The sequence below is a fragment of the Nocardia sp. NPDC051832 genome, assembly GCF_040681285.1.
Lineage (GTDB): Bacteria > Actinomycetota > Actinomycetes > Mycobacteriales > Mycobacteriaceae > Nocardia.
This window is the reverse complement of sequence record NZ_JBFAYL010000001.1, coordinates 1,299,862-1,315,251: the sequence shown is the minus strand read 5'-3', so window position 1 is coordinate 1,315,251 and position 15,390 is coordinate 1,299,862. Positions and strand designations below refer to the sequence as shown.

At 67.8% G+C, this 15,390-nt stretch carries 12 protein-coding genes; 4 read left to right on the top strand and 8 right to left on the bottom strand.

The genetic code is table 11. The features are described 5' to 3' along the window. Window positions 1-314: 314 nt before the first annotated feature. The 3 genes from gltB to AB0M14_RS05800 all read left to right on the top strand — a co-directional run bounded on the left by gltB (window position 315) and on the right by AB0M14_RS05800 (window position 7,652). Window positions 315-4,967 (top strand): glutamate synthase large subunit, encoded by a 4,653-nt coding sequence (gltB, locus tag AB0M14_RS05810; RefSeq protein ID WP_364989222.1) that lies wholly within the window; start codon window positions 315-317, stop codon window positions 4,965-4,967. Next, window positions 4,960-6,429: a glutamate synthase subunit beta gene (locus AB0M14_RS05805; RefSeq protein WP_364989220.1), complete on the top strand. Its 1,470-nt coding sequence runs from the start codon at window positions 4,960-4,962 to the stop codon at window positions 6,427-6,429. The genes gltB and AB0M14_RS05805 overlap by 8 nt, the downstream gene beginning before the upstream one ends. 323 nt (window positions 6,430-6,752) lie before the next feature. After that, window positions 6,753-7,652 (top strand): cutinase family protein, encoded by a 900-nt coding sequence (locus AB0M14_RS05800; protein ID WP_364989218.1) that lies wholly within the window; start codon window positions 6,753-6,755, stop codon window positions 7,650-7,652. Between the two features lie 78 nt (window positions 7,653-7,730). Here the strand turns inward: AB0M14_RS05800 and AB0M14_RS05795 are convergent, their stop codons facing one another. The 4 genes from AB0M14_RS05795 to lysX form a co-directional block, all read right to left on the bottom strand. Beyond that, window positions 7,731-8,117: a hypothetical protein gene (locus AB0M14_RS05795; protein ID WP_364989216.1), complete on the bottom strand. Its 387-nt coding sequence runs from the start codon at window positions 8,115-8,117 to the stop codon at window positions 7,731-7,733. 112 nt (window positions 8,118-8,229) lie between these two features. Next, window positions 8,230-8,838, bottom strand: a complete 609-nt coding sequence (locus AB0M14_RS05790; RefSeq protein WP_364989214.1) for a histidine phosphatase family protein — start codon at window positions 8,836-8,838, stop codon at window positions 8,230-8,232. Window positions 8,839-8,920: 82 nt separating this feature from the next. Continuing rightward, window positions 8,921-9,148 carry a hypothetical protein gene (locus tag AB0M14_RS05785; protein ID WP_364989212.1) on the bottom strand — a complete coding sequence of 76 codons (228 nt, stop codon included), beginning with the start codon at window positions 9,146-9,148 and terminating at the stop codon, window positions 8,921-8,923. Between the two features lie 136 nt (window positions 9,149-9,284). After that, window positions 9,285-12,608: a bifunctional lysylphosphatidylglycerol synthetase/lysine--tRNA ligase LysX gene (lysX, locus tag AB0M14_RS05780; RefSeq protein ID WP_364989209.1), complete on the bottom strand. Its 3,324-nt coding sequence runs from the start codon at window positions 12,606-12,608 to the stop codon at window positions 9,285-9,287. A gap of 142 nt (window positions 12,609-12,750) precedes the next feature. Here lysX and AB0M14_RS05775 point away from each other — a divergent pair, with 142 nt between their 5' ends. Next, a complete protein-coding gene (locus AB0M14_RS05775) occupies window positions 12,751-12,969 on the top strand; it encodes an RNA-binding S4 domain-containing protein (RefSeq protein WP_364989206.1) in 219 nt (72 codons plus the stop codon). Here the strand turns inward: AB0M14_RS05775 and rraA are convergent. The 4 genes from rraA to AB0M14_RS05755 form a co-directional block, all read right to left on the bottom strand. Continuing rightward, window positions 12,966-13,451 carry a ribonuclease E activity regulator RraA gene (rraA, locus tag AB0M14_RS05770; protein ID WP_364989204.1) on the bottom strand — a complete coding sequence of 162 codons (486 nt, stop codon included), beginning with the start codon at window positions 13,449-13,451 and terminating at the stop codon, window positions 12,966-12,968. The genes AB0M14_RS05775 and rraA overlap by 4 nt on opposite strands. 35 nt (window positions 13,452-13,486) lie before the next feature. Beyond that, complete coding sequence (locus AB0M14_RS05765) at window positions 13,487-13,864, bottom strand: DUF5313 family protein (RefSeq protein ID WP_364989201.1); 378 nt, start codon at window positions 13,862-13,864, stop codon at window positions 13,487-13,489. 66 nt (window positions 13,865-13,930) lie between these two features. After that, the gene (locus AB0M14_RS05760) at window positions 13,931-14,404 is read right to left on the bottom strand and encodes an SRPBCC family protein (protein WP_364989199.1); all 474 of its coding nucleotides are present in this window, start codon (window positions 14,402-14,404) and stop codon (window positions 13,931-13,933) included. A 37-nt stretch (window positions 14,405-14,441) separates the two neighbouring features. After that, a complete protein-coding gene (locus tag AB0M14_RS05755) occupies window positions 14,442-15,383 on the bottom strand; it encodes a CopD family protein (RefSeq protein WP_364991339.1) in 942 nt (313 codons plus the stop codon). Window positions 15,384-15,390: the final 7 nt, after the last annotated feature.

The following is a 15,390-nucleotide window of genomic DNA, read 5'->3' as shown; positions in this document are numbered from 1 at the left end:
TTGGTTGGGCCCCGGACCTGACTTATCGTTTGCTCTTACGCCGAACACAAACTGGTCGGCTGTATCGCCCGCACGGTTCACCCAGCCGGTGCCCCAGCGTAGCGGGCGACACCCGCAAGGAAGTTAGGAACTAGTAAGAGTTCCGTTACTTCCGAGCACCCCCACACCAATGCGGGTGGACAACTGGAGACGTGACTGCACGCCGGACCATCAGCGCGGCTGGATTCGGAACGTACGGGCGCAGTCTTGACGTAGGCGTTCGATCGGAAAGGCCATTTCTTCTTCGAAGGCCGACTTTTCTTGAAGGCAGAGGCATGACGCAACTTCCTGGCCACAGGTCCCCCGGACCCATCGGGCTTTATGACCCGGCGAACGAGCACGACGCCTGCGGCGTCGCGTTCGTCGTCGACATGCACGGCCGCCGCAGCCGCGACATCGTCGACAAGGCTATTACGGCTCTGTTGAACCTGGAGCACCGTGGTGCTGCCGGCGCCGAACCGAACTCCGGTGACGGTGCGGGCATCCTGCTGCAGGTACCGGACCGATTCTTCCGCGCGATCGTCGAGTTCGATCTGCCGGCGGAAGGTGCCTACGCCACGGGTATCGCCTTCCTGCCGCAAGCCCGTCGAGAAGCCGCGCGCGCCGCCTACGGCGTGGAGAAGATCGTCAAGGAAGAGGGCCTGGAGGTCCTCGGCTGGCGTGAGGTCCCGATCGACGAGTCCTCGCTCGGCGCGCTGGCCCGCGACGCCATGCCGACCTTCCGTCAGATCTTCATCGCCTCGCCCAAGGATTCCGCCGAGCAGCTGGCCGGCGTCGACCTGGAGCGGCGCGCCTACGTCATCCGCAAGCGGGTCGAGCACGAGCTCGGCAAGTCCGGCGCGGGCGAGGGCTCCACCGGCAAGGAGTCGGTGTACTTCCCGAGCCTGTCCGGCGAGACCTTCGTCTACAAGGGCATGTTCACCACGCCGCAGCTGCGGGCCTTCTACCTGGACCTGCAGGACGACCGCGTCGAGTCGGCGCTGGGCATCGTGCACTCCCGGTTCTCCACCAACACCTTCCCCTCGTGGCCGCTGGCGCACCCGTTCCGCCGGGTCGCGCACAACGGTGAGATCAACACCGTCACCGGCAACGAGAACTGGATGCGCGCCCGCGAGGCGCTGCTGAACTCCGACGTGTTCGGCACCGACTCGGCCGGCAAGAACCGCCTGGAGAAGATCTTCCCGGTCTGCACCCCCGGCGCGTCGGACACCGCGCGTTTCGACGAGGTGCTGGAACTGCTGCACCTCGGCGGCCGCAGCCTGCCGCACGCCGTGCTGATGATGATCCCCGAGGCGTGGGAACGCAGCGAGAACATGGACCCGCAGCGTCGCGCGTTCTACGAGTACCACTCCTACCTGATGGAGCCGTGGGACGGCCCGGCCTCGGTCTGCTTCTCCGACGGCACCGTCGTCGGCGCGGTGCTGGACCGCAACGGCCTGCGCCCCGGCCGCATCTGGGTGACCGAGGACGGCCTGGTCGTGCTCGCCTCCGAGGTCGGCGTGCTCGATATCGAGCCGTCCAAGGTGGTGCAGAAGTTCCGACTACAGCCCGGCAAGATGTTCCTGGTCGACACCTCCCAGGGCCGCATCATCAGCGACGACGAGTTCAAGTCGCAGCTGGCCGCCGAGCAGCCGTACCAGGAATGGCTGGACGCGGGCGTCACCAAGCTCAGCGATCTGCCGGACCGCCCGCACGTGCACATGTCGCACGACCGGGTGCTGATCCGTCAGCAGATCTTCGGATACACCACCGAGGAGCTGAACCTGCTGATCTCGCCGATGGCGAAGAGCGGCATGGAAGCGCTCGGCTCCATGGGCACCGACACCCCGATCGCGGTGCTGTCGGCGCGGCCGCGATTGCTGTTCGACTACTTCTCGCAGTTGTTCGCGCAGGTCACCAACCCGCCGCTGGACGCTATCCGCGAAGAGGTCGTCACCAGCCTGAAGCGGGCCATCGGCCCGGAGGCCGACCTGCTGCACCCGGGCCCGGAGTCCTGTCAGCAGATCGCGCTCGAGGGACCGATTCTCGACAACGACGAGCTGGCCAAGCTCGTGCACATCAACGACGACGGCTCCAAGCCCGAGCTGCGCTCGGTCGTGGTGCGCGGCCTGTACCCGGTGAAGAAGGGTGGCAAGGGCCTGCGCAAGGCGCTGGAGGCCATCAACACCCAGGTGTCGGCGGCCATCGACGGCGGCGCGCGGATCATCGTGCTCTCCGACCGCGAGTCCAACGAGAAGCTGGCGCCGATTCCGTCGCTGCTGCTCACCGCGTCGGTGCATCACCATCTGGTGCGTGAGCGCACCCGCACCAAGGTCGGTCTGGTCGTGGAGGCCGGCGACGCCCGCGAGGTGCACCACATGGCCATGCTGGTCGGCTTCGGCGCGGCCGCGATCAACCCGTACATGGCCTTCGAGACCATCGAGGACCTGCTCGAGCGCGGCGCGCTGGCGATGCCGGGCAGCACCGGCGATCAGGACGCCGACTTCCGCAAGGCGGTCGCGAACTACAACAAGGCGGCCGGCAAGGGCGTGCTGAAGGTGATGTCCAAGATGGGCATCTCCACCGTGGCCTCCTACAACGGCGCCAAGCTGTTCCAGGTCATCGGCCTGTCGCAGGAGCTGGTGGACGAGTACTTCACCGGCCTGAGCTCGCCGCTGCAGGGCATCGGCCTGGACGAGATCGCCGACGACGTCGCGGCTCGGCACCGGGTGGCGTTCCTGGAGAACCGCAACGAGCGCGCACACCGCGAGCTCGAGGTCGGCGGCGAATACCAGTGGCGGCGCGAGGGTGAGTACCACCTGTTCAACCCGGACACCGTGTTCAAGCTGCAGCACGCGACCCGCACCGGTCAGTACTCGATCTTCAAGGACTACACCAAGCTGGTCGACGACCAGTCCGAACGCCTGGCCTCGCTGCGCGGTCTGTTCAAGTTCAAGACCAAGCTGCGCTCGCCGATCCCGATCGACGAGGTCGAGCCCGCTTCGGAGATCGTGAAGCGGTTCTCCACCGGCGCGATGAGCTACGGCTCCATCTCGGCGGAGGCGCACGAGACCCTCGCGATCGCGATGAACCGGCTCGGCGGCCGCTCGAACTCCGGTGAGGGCGGCGAGCATCCGGCCCGCTTCGAGGTCGAGGAGAACGGCGACTGGCGCCGGTCCGCGATCAAGCAGGTGGCCTCCGGCCGCTTCGGCGTGACCTCGCACTACCTGTCGAACTGCACCGACATCCAGATCAAGATGGCCCAGGGCGCCAAGCCGGGCGAGGGCGGCCAGCTGCCCGCGCACAAGGTGTACCCGTGGGTCGCCGAGGTGCGGCACTCGACGCCGGGCGTGGGTCTGATCTCCCCGCCGCCGCACCACGACATCTACTCGATCGAGGATCTGGCGCAGCTGATCCACGATCTGAAGAACGCGAACCCGCAGGCGCGGATTCACGTGAAACTTGTCGCTGAGCCGGGCGTCGGCACCGTCGCCGCGGGCGTCTCCAAGGCGCACGCCGACGTGGTGCTGATCTCGGGCCACGACGGTGGCACCGGCGCTTCGCCGCTCACCTCGCTCAAGCACGCGGGCGGTCCCTGGGAGCTCGGCCTGGCCGAGACCCAGCAGACGCTGCTGCTCAACGGTCTGCGCGACCGGATCGTGGTGCAGGTCGACGGTCAGATGAAGACCGGCCGCGACGTCATGATCGCCGCGCTGCTCGGCGCCGAGGAGTACGGTTTCGCGACCGCTCCGCTGGTCGTCTCGGGCTGCATCATGATGCGCGTCTGCCATCTCGACACCTGCCCCGTGGGTGTCGCGACGCAGAACCCGCTGCTGCGCGAACGCTTCACCGGCAAGCCGGAATTCGTCGAGAACTTCTTCATGTTCATCGCCGAAGAGGTCCGGGAACTGCTGGCGTCGCTGGGCTTCCGCACGCTGGACGAGGCCATCGGCCGGGTCGACATGCTCGACACCGCCAAGGCCAAGCAGCACTGGAAGGCCAGCAAGCTGGACCTGTCGCCGATCCTCGACGATGTCGAGACGGCGTTCATGTACCAGGATCGCCGCTGCACCAAGACCCAGGACCACGGCCTGGACAAGGCGCTGGATCAGCAGCTGATCACCCAGGCCCGCGAGGCCCTGGAGCGCGGTACCCGGGTCAAGTTCGAAACCAAGATCACGAACGTGAACCGCACCGTCGGCACCATGCTCGGCCACGAGGTGACGAAGAACTTCGGTGGCGTCGGCCTGCCCGACGACACCATCGACATCACCTTCACCGGCTCCGCGGGCAACAGCTTCGGCGCCTTCGTGCCGGCCGGCATCACGCTGCGGGTGCAGGGCGACGCGAACGACTATGTGGGCAAGGGCCTTTCCGGCGGCCACCTGGTCGTGCGCCCCGCGCTCAACGCCCCGGCCAACTTCAAGGCGGAGCAGAACATCATCGCGGGCAACGTGATCCTGTTCGGCGCCACCAGCGGCAAGGCCTTCCTGTCGGGTGTGGTCGGCGAGCGCTTCGCGGTCCGTAACTCCGGCGCCACCGCGGTCGTCGAGGGTGTGGGCGACCACGCGCTCGAGTACATGACCGGCGGCAAGGTGGTCATCCTCGGTGAGACCGGCCGCAACTTCGGCGCCGGTATGTCCGGCGGCGAGGCCTACGTCTACAGCCCCAACGGCACCTTCCCGGACCGGGTCAACCCGGAACAGGCCGCGGCTCTGGAGATGCTGGACGACGAAGATCGCACCTGGCTGCACGACATCATCACCGAGCACCGGGCGCAGACCGGTTCGGCGGTGGCCGAACGCATTCTGAACGACTGGTCGCAGCAGGCGGCCAACTTCGTGAAGGTCATGCCGCGCGAATACAAGAAGGTTCTGCTCGCGATCTCCGAGGCCGAGAAGAACGGCGCGGACGTGAACGAGGCGATTATGGAGGCGGCTCGTGGCTGACCCACAAGGATTTCTGAAGCACACCTCGCGGGAAACGCCGAAGCGCCGTCCGGTGCCGCTGCGCCTGATGGACTGGAAAGAGGTCTACGAGGAGGATTTCTCCAAGGAGACCCTCAAGACCCAGGCCAGCCGCTGCATGGACTGCGGTATCCCGTTCTGTCACAACGGTTGTCCGCTCGGGAACCTGATTCCCGAATGGAACGACCTGGTCTACAAGGGCCAGTGGCGCGAGGGCATCGACCGGCTGCACGCGACCAACAACTTCCCGGAATTCACCGGGCGGCTGTGCCCCGCGCCGTGTGAGGCGTCCTGTGTCCTGGGCATCAACCAGGACGCGGTGACCATCAAGCAGGTCGAGGTCGAGCTCATCGAGAACGCCTTCGACGAGGGCTGGGTGACCCCGGTCTACCCGACCCGCCTCACCGGCAAGAAGGTCGCGATCGTCGGCTCCGGCCCGGCCGGCCTGGCCGCCGCGCAGCAGCTGACCCGCGCCGGTCACACCGTGACCGTGTTCGAGCGCGCCGACCGCATCGGCGGCCTGATGCGCTACGGCATCCCGGAATTCAAGATGGAGAAGCGCTTCATCGACCGCCGGCTCGCGCAGATGGAGGCCGAGGGCACCATCTTCAAGGCCGGTGTGAACGTGGGCGTCGACATCACCGCCGAGCAGCTGCGCGAGCAGTTCGACGCGGTCGTGCTCGCCGGTGGCGCCACCCTCGCCCGTGATCTGCCGATCCCGGGCCGTGAGCTGGACGGCATCCATCAGGCGATGGAGTTCCTGCCGTGGGCCAACCGCGTGCAGCTCGGCGACGAGGTCACCGACGCCGATGGCCTGCCGCCGATCCACGCGCGCGGCAAGAAGGTCGTCATCATCGGCGGCGGCGACACCGGCGCGGACTGCCTGGGCACCTCGCACCGGCAGGGCGCGGAGAGCATCCACCAGTTCGAGATCATGCCGCGTCCGCCGGAGGAGCGGGCCGGATCCACCCCGTGGCCGACCTACCCGCTGATGTACCGGGTGTCCTCGGCGCACGAGGAGGGCGGCGAGCGCGTGTTCTCCGTCAACACCGAGCGTTTCGTCGGTGCGGACGGCAAGGTCACCGGGCTGCAGGCGCACGAGGTGAAGATGGCCAACGGCCGCTTCGAGAAGGTCGAAGGCACCGACTTCACCCTCGATGCCGATCTGGTGCTGCTCGCCATGGGCTTCACCGGTCCGGAGAAGCCGGGTCTGCTCGAGGATCTCGGCGTCGGTTACGACCAGCGCGGCAACGTGCAGCGGGACAAGAACTGGGCCACCAACATTCCCGGCGTCTTCGTCGCCGGCGATATGGGCCGCGGCCAGTCGCTGATCGTGTGGGCCATCGCCGAGGGCCGCGCCGCGGCCGCCGCGGTGGACAACTTCCTGGAAGGTGAGACCGCGCTTCCGTCGCCGGTCACCCCGACCATGGTCGCGCAGCGCTGACCTGAATCGAATCGCCAAGAGCGCCCGCGGACTCCGGTCCGCGGGCGCTTTTGCTTGTCCGAAACGGCTCTGCTGGAGTGATCTTCGTCGGAAATCGGACATGCTGGTCCGGTTTGCGTGGCGCGAGCGGCGATTGGGCTTTAGTGTGATCAGCGGCGTGCTGCGGATCTTTGGGATGTGAGAGTTTCCGCAGCGCTATACCACCGGGTTAACTATGCGGTTACTCGGCGTGCACTAGTGAGTCATCCGCCGAGTTCAACATTGTTAGCGGCAACTTGTCGGGGAGCGCCCTTCGCGAGAGGGCAGGTTTGAACTGGAGCAGTATGCAACTGAAGAAGGTTGTCGCGGCACTCGGTGCTTCCGTGACGATTGCCTCCGGCTTGATGGTTGGCAGCGGTGCCGCCGCGGCGGCCCCTGGGTGCCCGAGCCTGTACGTCGTGGCTATCCCCGGCACGTGGGAAACCGGACACGACAAGACTCCTGGACCCGGCATGCTGGCCGGTGTCACCAGAGGACTGCCGTCCAACACCGAGGTCGACTACGTGACCTACGCGGCGACCGCCTTCCCGTGGGAGGGCGAGGTCTACGGCAACTCCAAGAAGGAAGCCGTCAGCAACGCGCGCGGACTCATCGGCGCGATGGCCGCTCGCTGCGGCGCCACGAAGATCGCGCTCGTCGGCTACAGCCAGGGCGCGGACGCCGCGGGTGATCTGGCCTCCGAGCTCGGCACCGGGCTCGGTGTCGTCCCGGCCGACCGGGTCGCCGGCGTCGGCCTGATCTCCGACCCGCGCCGCTCGCCGACCGACATTCAGGTCGGTCCGTTCGCGGCCGGCGCCGGTGCGGGCGGCCCCCGGGTCGGCGGCTTCGGCTGGCTCTCCGACCGCACCCGGACCATCTGCGCGGTCGACGACCTGTACTGCGCGACGGCCACCGACGACTTCGTCACCCGGTTCGCGGGCTGGCTGGCGCAGAGCTCGGATGCCAATCCGGCCAACATCTGGCGCTACCAGCTCGAGGCCGGCGCGATCATCAACGATCTGATGGCGCACGGCGGCATCCCGACGCTGCAAGGCCAGCTGACGGATTCGGCGAACCAGGAACGTGCCAAGAACCTGGAAGAGTTCTACAAGTCGCAGTCGCACACGCTGTACGGCAGCTACGGCGTCGGTGGCGGGCAGACCGCTATCTCCTGGATGCGCAACTGGATCGCCGGCATGTCCTGATCAGCACAGTCGCAGTGCACTGAGTTGAACTGCGAAGGGCCCGCCCCCAATTGGGGGCGGGCCCTTCGTCGTTATTCGTCAGCTGCTGCCGGCGGAGCCGGTGGAGGGGCGCTGGTGCAGGTGCAGGGTTGGGCCCTGTTCGGGGCCTTCGCGGTATTCGACGCGAGGGCCGCCGGGGTAGGGGAGGGCGGGGACGGCTTGGCCGTGGCCGGGGCCCGGGATGATGATGGTTTGGCGGGGGTCCGGGCGGGGGCCGGGGCGGGCGGGTTCCCAGCCGTCGGTGATTTCGGTGCCTTCGGGGAGGGCCTCGTTGGTGACGGTGGTGGTTTCGAATTCCACCGGGCCGTCGGTCGGGGACTGGGCGTTGGCAGTGACGGCGAGGGCGCCGAGCGGGACGGTGACCAGGGCGGCGGCCACTACGGTCCGGGCGGCGCGGCGGCGGAAAGTCGTCTTGCTGTTGAGCACGTCGGTTCCTTTCTCAGGGGGATGAGGCGCCTTGCGGCGGCTCACTGGAACCCATCAAAGGTCCGGTCGCTGGGATGGCGGTGCGACGAAGCTGGCAATCAGCTGGGAAAGATCACTTCAGATTGCGCGGCAACAAGTCCCAGACATGCCCGTTTTCGTTGACGGTGGCGGCCGTGCGGCGGCCGGTGCGGGAGAACAGGATTCGGGTGATCGAGCAGTAGTCGATCGGGAAGGTCAGGGGGCGGGCCAGGCCCAGGACCTCCTGCAGCAGCACGTTGATCACGCCGCCGTGGGCGAAGGCGACGACCGTGTCGGCGGGGTCGGTGGTCGCGGCGATCTCGGTGACGGTGTCGCGGACTCGCTGGATGAAGGCGGGGCCGTCGATCTGTTCGGGCAGGTGGCCTGCCTTGATCCGCTCGTAGGTGGCCTGGAATTCGGTCTTCGCGTCCTCGATCGGGATGTAGGCCGGGAGGTCGCGGTCGTATTCGGCGAGGTCGTCGACGATATCGACGGGCAGGCCGAGTTTGGTCGCGAGCGGGGCCGCGGTGTCGCGGGCTCGGCGCTGCGGGCTGCTCAGGATGCGGCTGACCCGGTGCTGGCTCAGGGCGGCGGGCACCCGTTCGGCCTGCTCCTGCCCGATCGGCGACAGCTCCGGATCGGCGGGACCGGTCGCGTTGACGACGCGGAGCGGCTGGGCGTGGCGGACGAGAATCAACTGCACACCCCCACTCTGCCGCAAGCGGGCAAACAGGACCGGCCCGGGTCGCGCTGTGCGATCCGGGCCGGTTCCAGAAGCCGGGGGACTAGTTCCGCTTGCTGCGCTTGTAGAGCAGGTAGCCGCCGACCGCGATCGCGACAACCACGAGCAGGCAGATGATGCCGAAGATCAGACCGCCGCCGCCCTTGCCCTTCTTCTTCTTGGCAGCCAGCTCCATGGCCTGGGTGTAGGTGTCGGACGCCAGCAGGGTGTCCGGGTTGGCCCACACCGCATGGTCCAGCAGGCTCGCATTGGTCAGCAGGTCAAGGTACATAAGTCCATCCCCATCTCGAAGGTGAAACGGCCTCCTCCCGGGGCCGAGTTTCCCACACTAGACGGTGCTTTCGTCCGATGTGTGTAGTTCTCCGATGCAAAATCTCACTCTGAAATCTACGCGCACTCGTTAACGCTTACCGGGGTTTGACCAATGGGAACGGCAGCGTTTCGCGAATACTGCGCCCGGTGATGAGCATGACGATTCGATCCACACCCATCCCCAGCCCGCCGGTCGGCGGCATCGCGTGCTCGAGCGCTTGCAGGAAATCCTCATCCAATTCCATCGCCTCGGGATCGCCGTTGGCCGCGAGCATCGACTGTTCGGTGAGGCGGCGGCGCTGCTCCACCGGATCGGTGAGCTCGCTGTAGGCGGTGCCCAATTCGACGCCCCACGCCACCAGATCCCAGCGTTCGGTGACACCGGGGATGCTGCGGTGCGCGCGGGTCAGCGGCGACATCGAAGTCGGGAAGTCGATGTAGAACGTGGGTTCCTCGGTGCGCGATTCCACCAGGTGCTCATACATTTCCAGGACGACCTGGCCGGCGTCCCAGCCGTGCTGATAGGGCACCTCGGCCTTGTCGCAGAGTTCGCGCAGCTCCGTCAGCGTGGTCTCCGGGGAGATCTCGGCGCCGATCGCCTCCGACACCGCGCCGTGCACGGTCTGCACCGTCCAGTCGCCGGAGATGTCGACCTCCTCGAAGCTGCCCTCTTCCGCGCCCGGCCGCAGCGCGACCATCTTCCCGTTGGCCGCGACCGCCGCATGCTGGATCAGCTGCCGGCAGGTGTCCATCATCCGCCGGTAATCGCTGTGCGCCTCATAGGCTTCCAGGATCGTGAACTCGGGATTGTGGCTGAAATCCACGCCTTCGTTGCGGAAGGTGCGGCCCAGTTCGAAGACCTTCTCCATGCCGCCCACACACAGCCGCTTCAAGTACAGCTCGGGTGCGATCCGCAGGTAGAGGTCCAGGTCGTAGGCGTTGATGTGGGTGAGGAACGGCGTCGCGTTGGCGCCGCCGTGCACCTGCTGCAGGATCGGGGTCTCCACCTCGAGATAGCCGAGACCGTTCAGCGAATCCCGCAGCGACCGCACCACCGCGCTGCGCTTGGCCAGGATCTCCCGGGTCTCCGGGTTGATCGCCATATCGACGTAGCGCTGGCGCACCCGCGCTTCCGGATCGGCGAGGCCTTTCCACTTGTCCGGCAACGGATGCAGGCACTTGCCGTTCATGCGCCAGTCCGCGGCGAGCAGGGATAGCTCGCCACGGCGGCTGGTGCCGATCTGGCCGCTGACCTCGATCAGGTCGCCGAGATCGAAGAATTCGGTGAATTCGGCGCTGCGTTCGGCGCCGACCCGGTCCCGGTCGATGACCAGCTGGATGTCGTCGGACCAGTCCCGGACCACCGCGAAGATGACGCCGCCGTAGTCGCGGATCCGCAGCAGCCGGCCGCAGACTCGGACGGTGGTGCCGCGTGGCGACCGCCGGGCCGCGGCCACCGTGTGGGTCGGCGGGTAGGCGGTCGGATAGGCGTCGATGCCCGCGGCGTTGAGCCGGTCCAGCTTGTCCATGCGCACCCGGACCTGTTCGGGGCGGCGCGGGAACTGTTCCTCCGCTTCGAGTTCCGGCAGTTCGGGCGGGCTGCCGTCGGCGTGCAGACCGGTCATGGTCGCGGGGGCCGCGCTGTGCAGACCGGTGTGCACGATGGTTTCCGGGTCGCGCCCGAAACGCGGCAGGAAGCCTTCGGCCAGCGCGCTGGCGATGGCGACGCGCGGCAGGTGCCGGCGCTCCTCGAACAGGAAGAACCGCGGCACCCAATGCGGCTGATACTTCACGTTCGAGCGGTACAGCGCCTCCAGCTGCCACCAGCGCGAGAAGAACATCAGCACGCCGCGCCACATCCGCAGCACGGGTCCGGCGCCGATCCGCGCGCCCTCCTCGAAGACCGACCGGAACACCGCGAAGTTCAGCGACACCTTGGTGATGCCGTGCTGCTCAGAGCTCAGCGCGAGCTGCGAGATCATCAACTCCATGACGCCGTTGGGCCCGTGCGGATCCCGGCGCATCAGCTCCAGCGACGCGCCGGTCCGGCCCCAGGGCACCAGCGACAGCATGCCGACCACGTCATCGTGACTGTTCACCGCTTCCACCAGCAGGCAGTCGCCGTCCAGTGGGTCGCCGAGGCGGCCGAGCGCCATGGAGAACCCGCGCTCGGTTTCGGTGTCGCGCCAGGCCTCCGCGCGGGCGATCACCTGCGGGAATTCCTCGGCCGGGAGATCGCGGTGCCGCCGGATCCGCACCGTCACACCGTGTTTGCGCAACCGGTTCGCGGCTTGGCGGACCTGCTTGAGCTCGGGTCCGGCCAGCGAGAAACTGCGGGTGTCGAGGATGGCCTCGTCGCCGAGCCGCAGCGCCGAGAGCCCGGCCCGGCGGTAGGCGGTGGCGCCCATCTCGCTGGCGCCCATCACCGCGGGCGCCCAGCCGAATTTGTCGGCCTGCTGCAACCAGGCATCGATCGCCTGCGGCCAGGCCTCCCGGATGCCGATCGGGTCGCCGCTGGCCAGGCAGACGCCGAGCTCGACGCGATAGGTGATCGCGGCCTTGCCGCTGGGCGCGAACACCACCGCCTTGTCGCGGCGGGTGGCGAAGTAGCCGAGCGAGTCCTCGACATCGGAGCGTTCCAGCAGCCCGCGGATCGCCGACTCGTCGGTGCCGGTCATCGCGTTGTCCGCGCGCTGCGAGCGCAGCAGCACGATCACCGCGGCCAGCAACGCGATCGCGCCGAACAGGCCGAGCAGGAAGTTCACGAATTGGTGCGGGCGGCCGTCGAAGTGCTCGTTGTCCACCAGCACCGCGGCCGTCACCCGGTAGACCGCCCAGCCGGGCCGCTGCCAGCCCGCCGGCAAAGTACCCGGGAACAGTTCCACCAGACCCCAGCCGAGCAGGCAGCCCGCCGCGAGCCCACCGGCGAGCACCCCCAGCGCTTTCCAGCCCGCGCCGGAGCGCACCCGGGTGTAGAACTCCCGCCACGCCGCCAGCAGCACGCCCAGCACGATGACGTGCACGACCAGCGCCACCAGCGCGTGCATGCTGCCGCTGTCGGCGAAGTCGAGCGCGTTGGCGACCGACCACAGCACCGAATACCCGATGAGCAGCCACCAGGCGATGCGTTTGCGGCTGGCCACCGCGCCGGCCAGCAACCCGACGATGAGCGCCCACATCAGGTTCGTGTCGGGCGCGTCGATGTAGTAGTCGTCGATGTAGTGCCGGGGCGCGTGCGTCAGATAGCGGAAGCCGGGGGACAGACTCCACAGAAAACAGATGACCGCGAACACGCCGAGGGTCGTCGCCGCGATGTGCGGGACGTCGGTCAGGCGTCCATGGCCGCGATGCGGGACAGGAGGGTTCGATCTCTCGGGCGGGTGTTCGGTGGTGCGGTGCTCGGCTTGCGTGGAAGTCACCGAACCAGTGTGTATGGTCCGGCGACTCTCGGCCGCCATCACCACCCGGGATGTCGGCTCTCGGCGCGTCGTTATCGCGTGTCAGTCGGCGCCGTGGGGGTGGGCGTTCCGGTCGGTTCGCTCGCAGGGTAAGCATGTAGGCATGTCAGATCCAGTCGATGTGCCGATCGATGACGAGGTCATTCGGCTCGGGCAGTTCCTGAAACTGGCCAACCTGATCGATTCCGGATCCGAGGCCAAGACCGTGATCGCCAACGGGCTGGTCCGGGTGAACGACGAGGTGGAACTACGCCGCGGGCGGCAGTTGCACGCCGGCGACGTCGTCACCCTTGCCGGTCACAAGGCCCGGGTGTCGGCCTAGGCCTCGGTGCGGACCACGACGCCGTCGTGGTCGCTGTAGAGCATGTCGCCCGGCGTGAAGGTGACGCCGCCGAACTCGACCGGCACGTCCTTTTCCCCGCTGCCGGTCTGGGTGCTCTTGCGCGGGTTGGTGCCCAGCGCCTTGACGCCGATGTCGAGGGTGCGCAGAATCGCCGAATCCCGCACGGCGCCATGGACGATGACACCGGCCCAGCCGTTGTCGACGCCGCGCCCGGCGATGATGTCGCCGACGAGCGCGGTGTGCACGCTGGCGCCGCCGTCGACCACGAGGACGCCGCCGTTACCCGGCTCGCTCAGCGTCTGCTTGACGAGCAGGTTGTCCTGGAAGCAGCGGATGGTGGTGATCCGGCCGGAAAACGCGGCGCGCCCGCCGAACTGAATGAACTGGGTATCGCAGCTGCGAATGTCCGGGCCGATCTCGTCGGCTAGGTCCGCGGTGGCAACAACATTCGATTCGGTCATGGGGTCAGCTTAAGCCTGTGACCTGCATCGCACTCCTAGCGACCGTGCCTGCGTTCGTAGTCGAGCCGGTCGGATTCGTTGCGGGCGCGGGCGTCGGCGTCGGCGAGCTCCGGATCGAGTCCGTGCTTGATCAGGCGATGCCGCCGGTAGACGTAGAGCAGTGCGATCGTGAAATAGACCAGCGGCAGATACAGCAGCGCCATCATGCCCAGGCCCACCCACTTCGGGCCGGGAACCAGCAGGAAGACGCACAGCACCGGAACGATCGGCAGCAGGAACCGCGTCAGATAACGACGGGTCGCGCCGGGTCCGGTGAGATCGTCGAGCACCCAGTCGGACATGGACGGCGGGAGCGTGCGCCCGCAGATGTAGCCGATCCGCTGGGTGAAAGTCGGTGTGGTCCGCTCGGTCATGCGTTCAGCATCCCACTCGGTGGATTCGGCCCGGCCGGACGTCGTTGGGCGGCCGGTCCATGGTTGTCAGTGCGCGTCGGGCTGCTGGGCGCGGGTCGCGTGGAACTCGGTGATCTGCTTGATCAGGTTCTCGGTGGTGTGCTTGACCGCGATCTTCACGAACGGCTCGATGGTGCGGCCCAGCGCCTTACCCGCCAGACCGCCGGGCACCCGGTAGTCGACGACGGCGTCGACGATGCACTCCCCGGCGCTCTTGGCGTGGAACCGGAAGGTGGAGTGGATCTCGAAACCCTTGATCGTGGTGATGCCGATGGCGGCGTTCTCTTCCCACTTGTTCACCTCGACCCGCGACTTCAGCGAGGCGGGTCCGAGTTTCACGTGTCCGTCGAACGCGGCGCCGACCCCCTCGACCTGCTCGCCGACCGGCGTGAAGGACTGGATGCCGTAGAGAAACTTGGTCAGATTGCGGTAGTCGTTCATGTAGGCGAACGCGGATTCGGCCGATGCCGCACAGGTTTCGATGATCTTGACTTCGGTCATGCGGGCCACTGTAACGGGTTCTATAGCGGGTCGCTCTTCAGGCCGTGACGGCCAATGTGGCCGCCAAACCGAAGACGAATGCCATCACTACGACCTCGAGAACGGCCCGGCGCAGCGAGGCGTCCGCGGTCATCCGATGGTCGGCGGCCCGGCGTACCCAGGTGCGCCGCCACCACCAGCCCAGGGCCAGCAAGCCCAGCAGCACAACGGCTTTGGCGAGCAGGATGCGTCCGTAGCCGGTGCTCACCAGCGGGGTCAGGCCGTCGACGCGGACCAATCCGTTGATCAGGCCGGTGATCCCGACGGCGCCGGCCAGCGGCAGCGCGACCGTCGAATAGCGGGGCAGGACCGCGGCCCACTCGCCGCGGGCGCGCACCACGAGCGCGAGCGCGACGAGCAGACCGAACCAGGCCGCCGCCGCGAGCGCGTGCACCGCGGCCAGCACCGAACCGAACGGCTGCTGCGACATGTGCCCGGTGATCGGCCGCAAAGCCAAGGCGACAGCGGCGAATACCAGCACCAGATCGGTCGACGCCGAGTCCGGCCGCCGGAACGCCAGCGCCGCGTACCCGGCGATCACCGCCGTGCCGAGCAGCACCGCGATCCCGATCTGCCCGCCGCTGATCTCGGTGAGAAAGGAGCCGAACTGCTGCGCGCTCAGTCGCTGGACCGGCACGCCGACCACCTCGGCCGCGTCGAACACCAGCACGGCCGCCTCGGTGAGGCACCAGATCCCGGCCAGCGCCGCCAGCGGCCGCCACGGCGGATTCAGTCGTTCGTGCAGGCGCGGCAGCGCGGCCAGGCCGAGCACGGTCGCGCCGAGGCAGTCGGCGAGCATCCGCACGGCCGCCTCCGCGGTCGCCGAGCCCTGTCCGGTCAGTGCCCACGCGAGCGCGACGCCGAGCAGCCCGGCCGGGACGAGCAACAGCAATGCCCTCGCCTCCCGGCCGGCGCCGGCTCTACTCACCGCGGCATCCATCGGCGGC

What these genes read in the sequence shown, in the direction of transcription:
- gltB (WP_364989222.1), top strand. Translation starts at nt 315, where the DNA reads ATGACGCAACTTCCTGGCCACAGGTCCCCCGGACCCATCGGGCTTTAT.
- AB0M14_RS05800 (WP_364989218.1), top strand. Translation starts at nt 6,753, where the DNA reads ATGCAACTGAAGAAGGTTGTCGCGGCACTCGGTGCTTCCGTGACGATT.
- AB0M14_RS05785 (WP_364989212.1), bottom strand. Translation starts at nt 9,148, where the DNA reads ATGTACCTTGACCTGCTGACCAATGCGAGCCTGCTGGACCATGCGGTG.
- AB0M14_RS05775 (WP_364989206.1), top strand. Translation starts at nt 12,751, where the DNA reads ATGTCAGATCCAGTCGATGTGCCGATCGATGACGAGGTCATTCGGCTC.
- rraA (WP_364989204.1), bottom strand. Translation starts at nt 13,451, where the DNA reads ATGACCGAATCGAATGTTGTTGCCACCGCGGACCTAGCCGACGAGATC.
- AB0M14_RS05765 (WP_364989201.1), bottom strand. Translation starts at nt 13,864, where the DNA reads ATGACCGAGCGGACCACACCGACTTTCACCCAGCGGATCGGCTACATC.
- AB0M14_RS05760 (WP_364989199.1), bottom strand. Translation starts at nt 14,404, where the DNA reads ATGACCGAAGTCAAGATCATCGAAACCTGTGCGGCATCGGCCGAATCC.
- AB0M14_RS05755 (WP_364991339.1), bottom strand. Translation starts at nt 15,383, where the DNA reads ATGGATGCCGCGGTGAGTAGAGCCGGCGCCGGCCGGGAGGCGAGGGCA.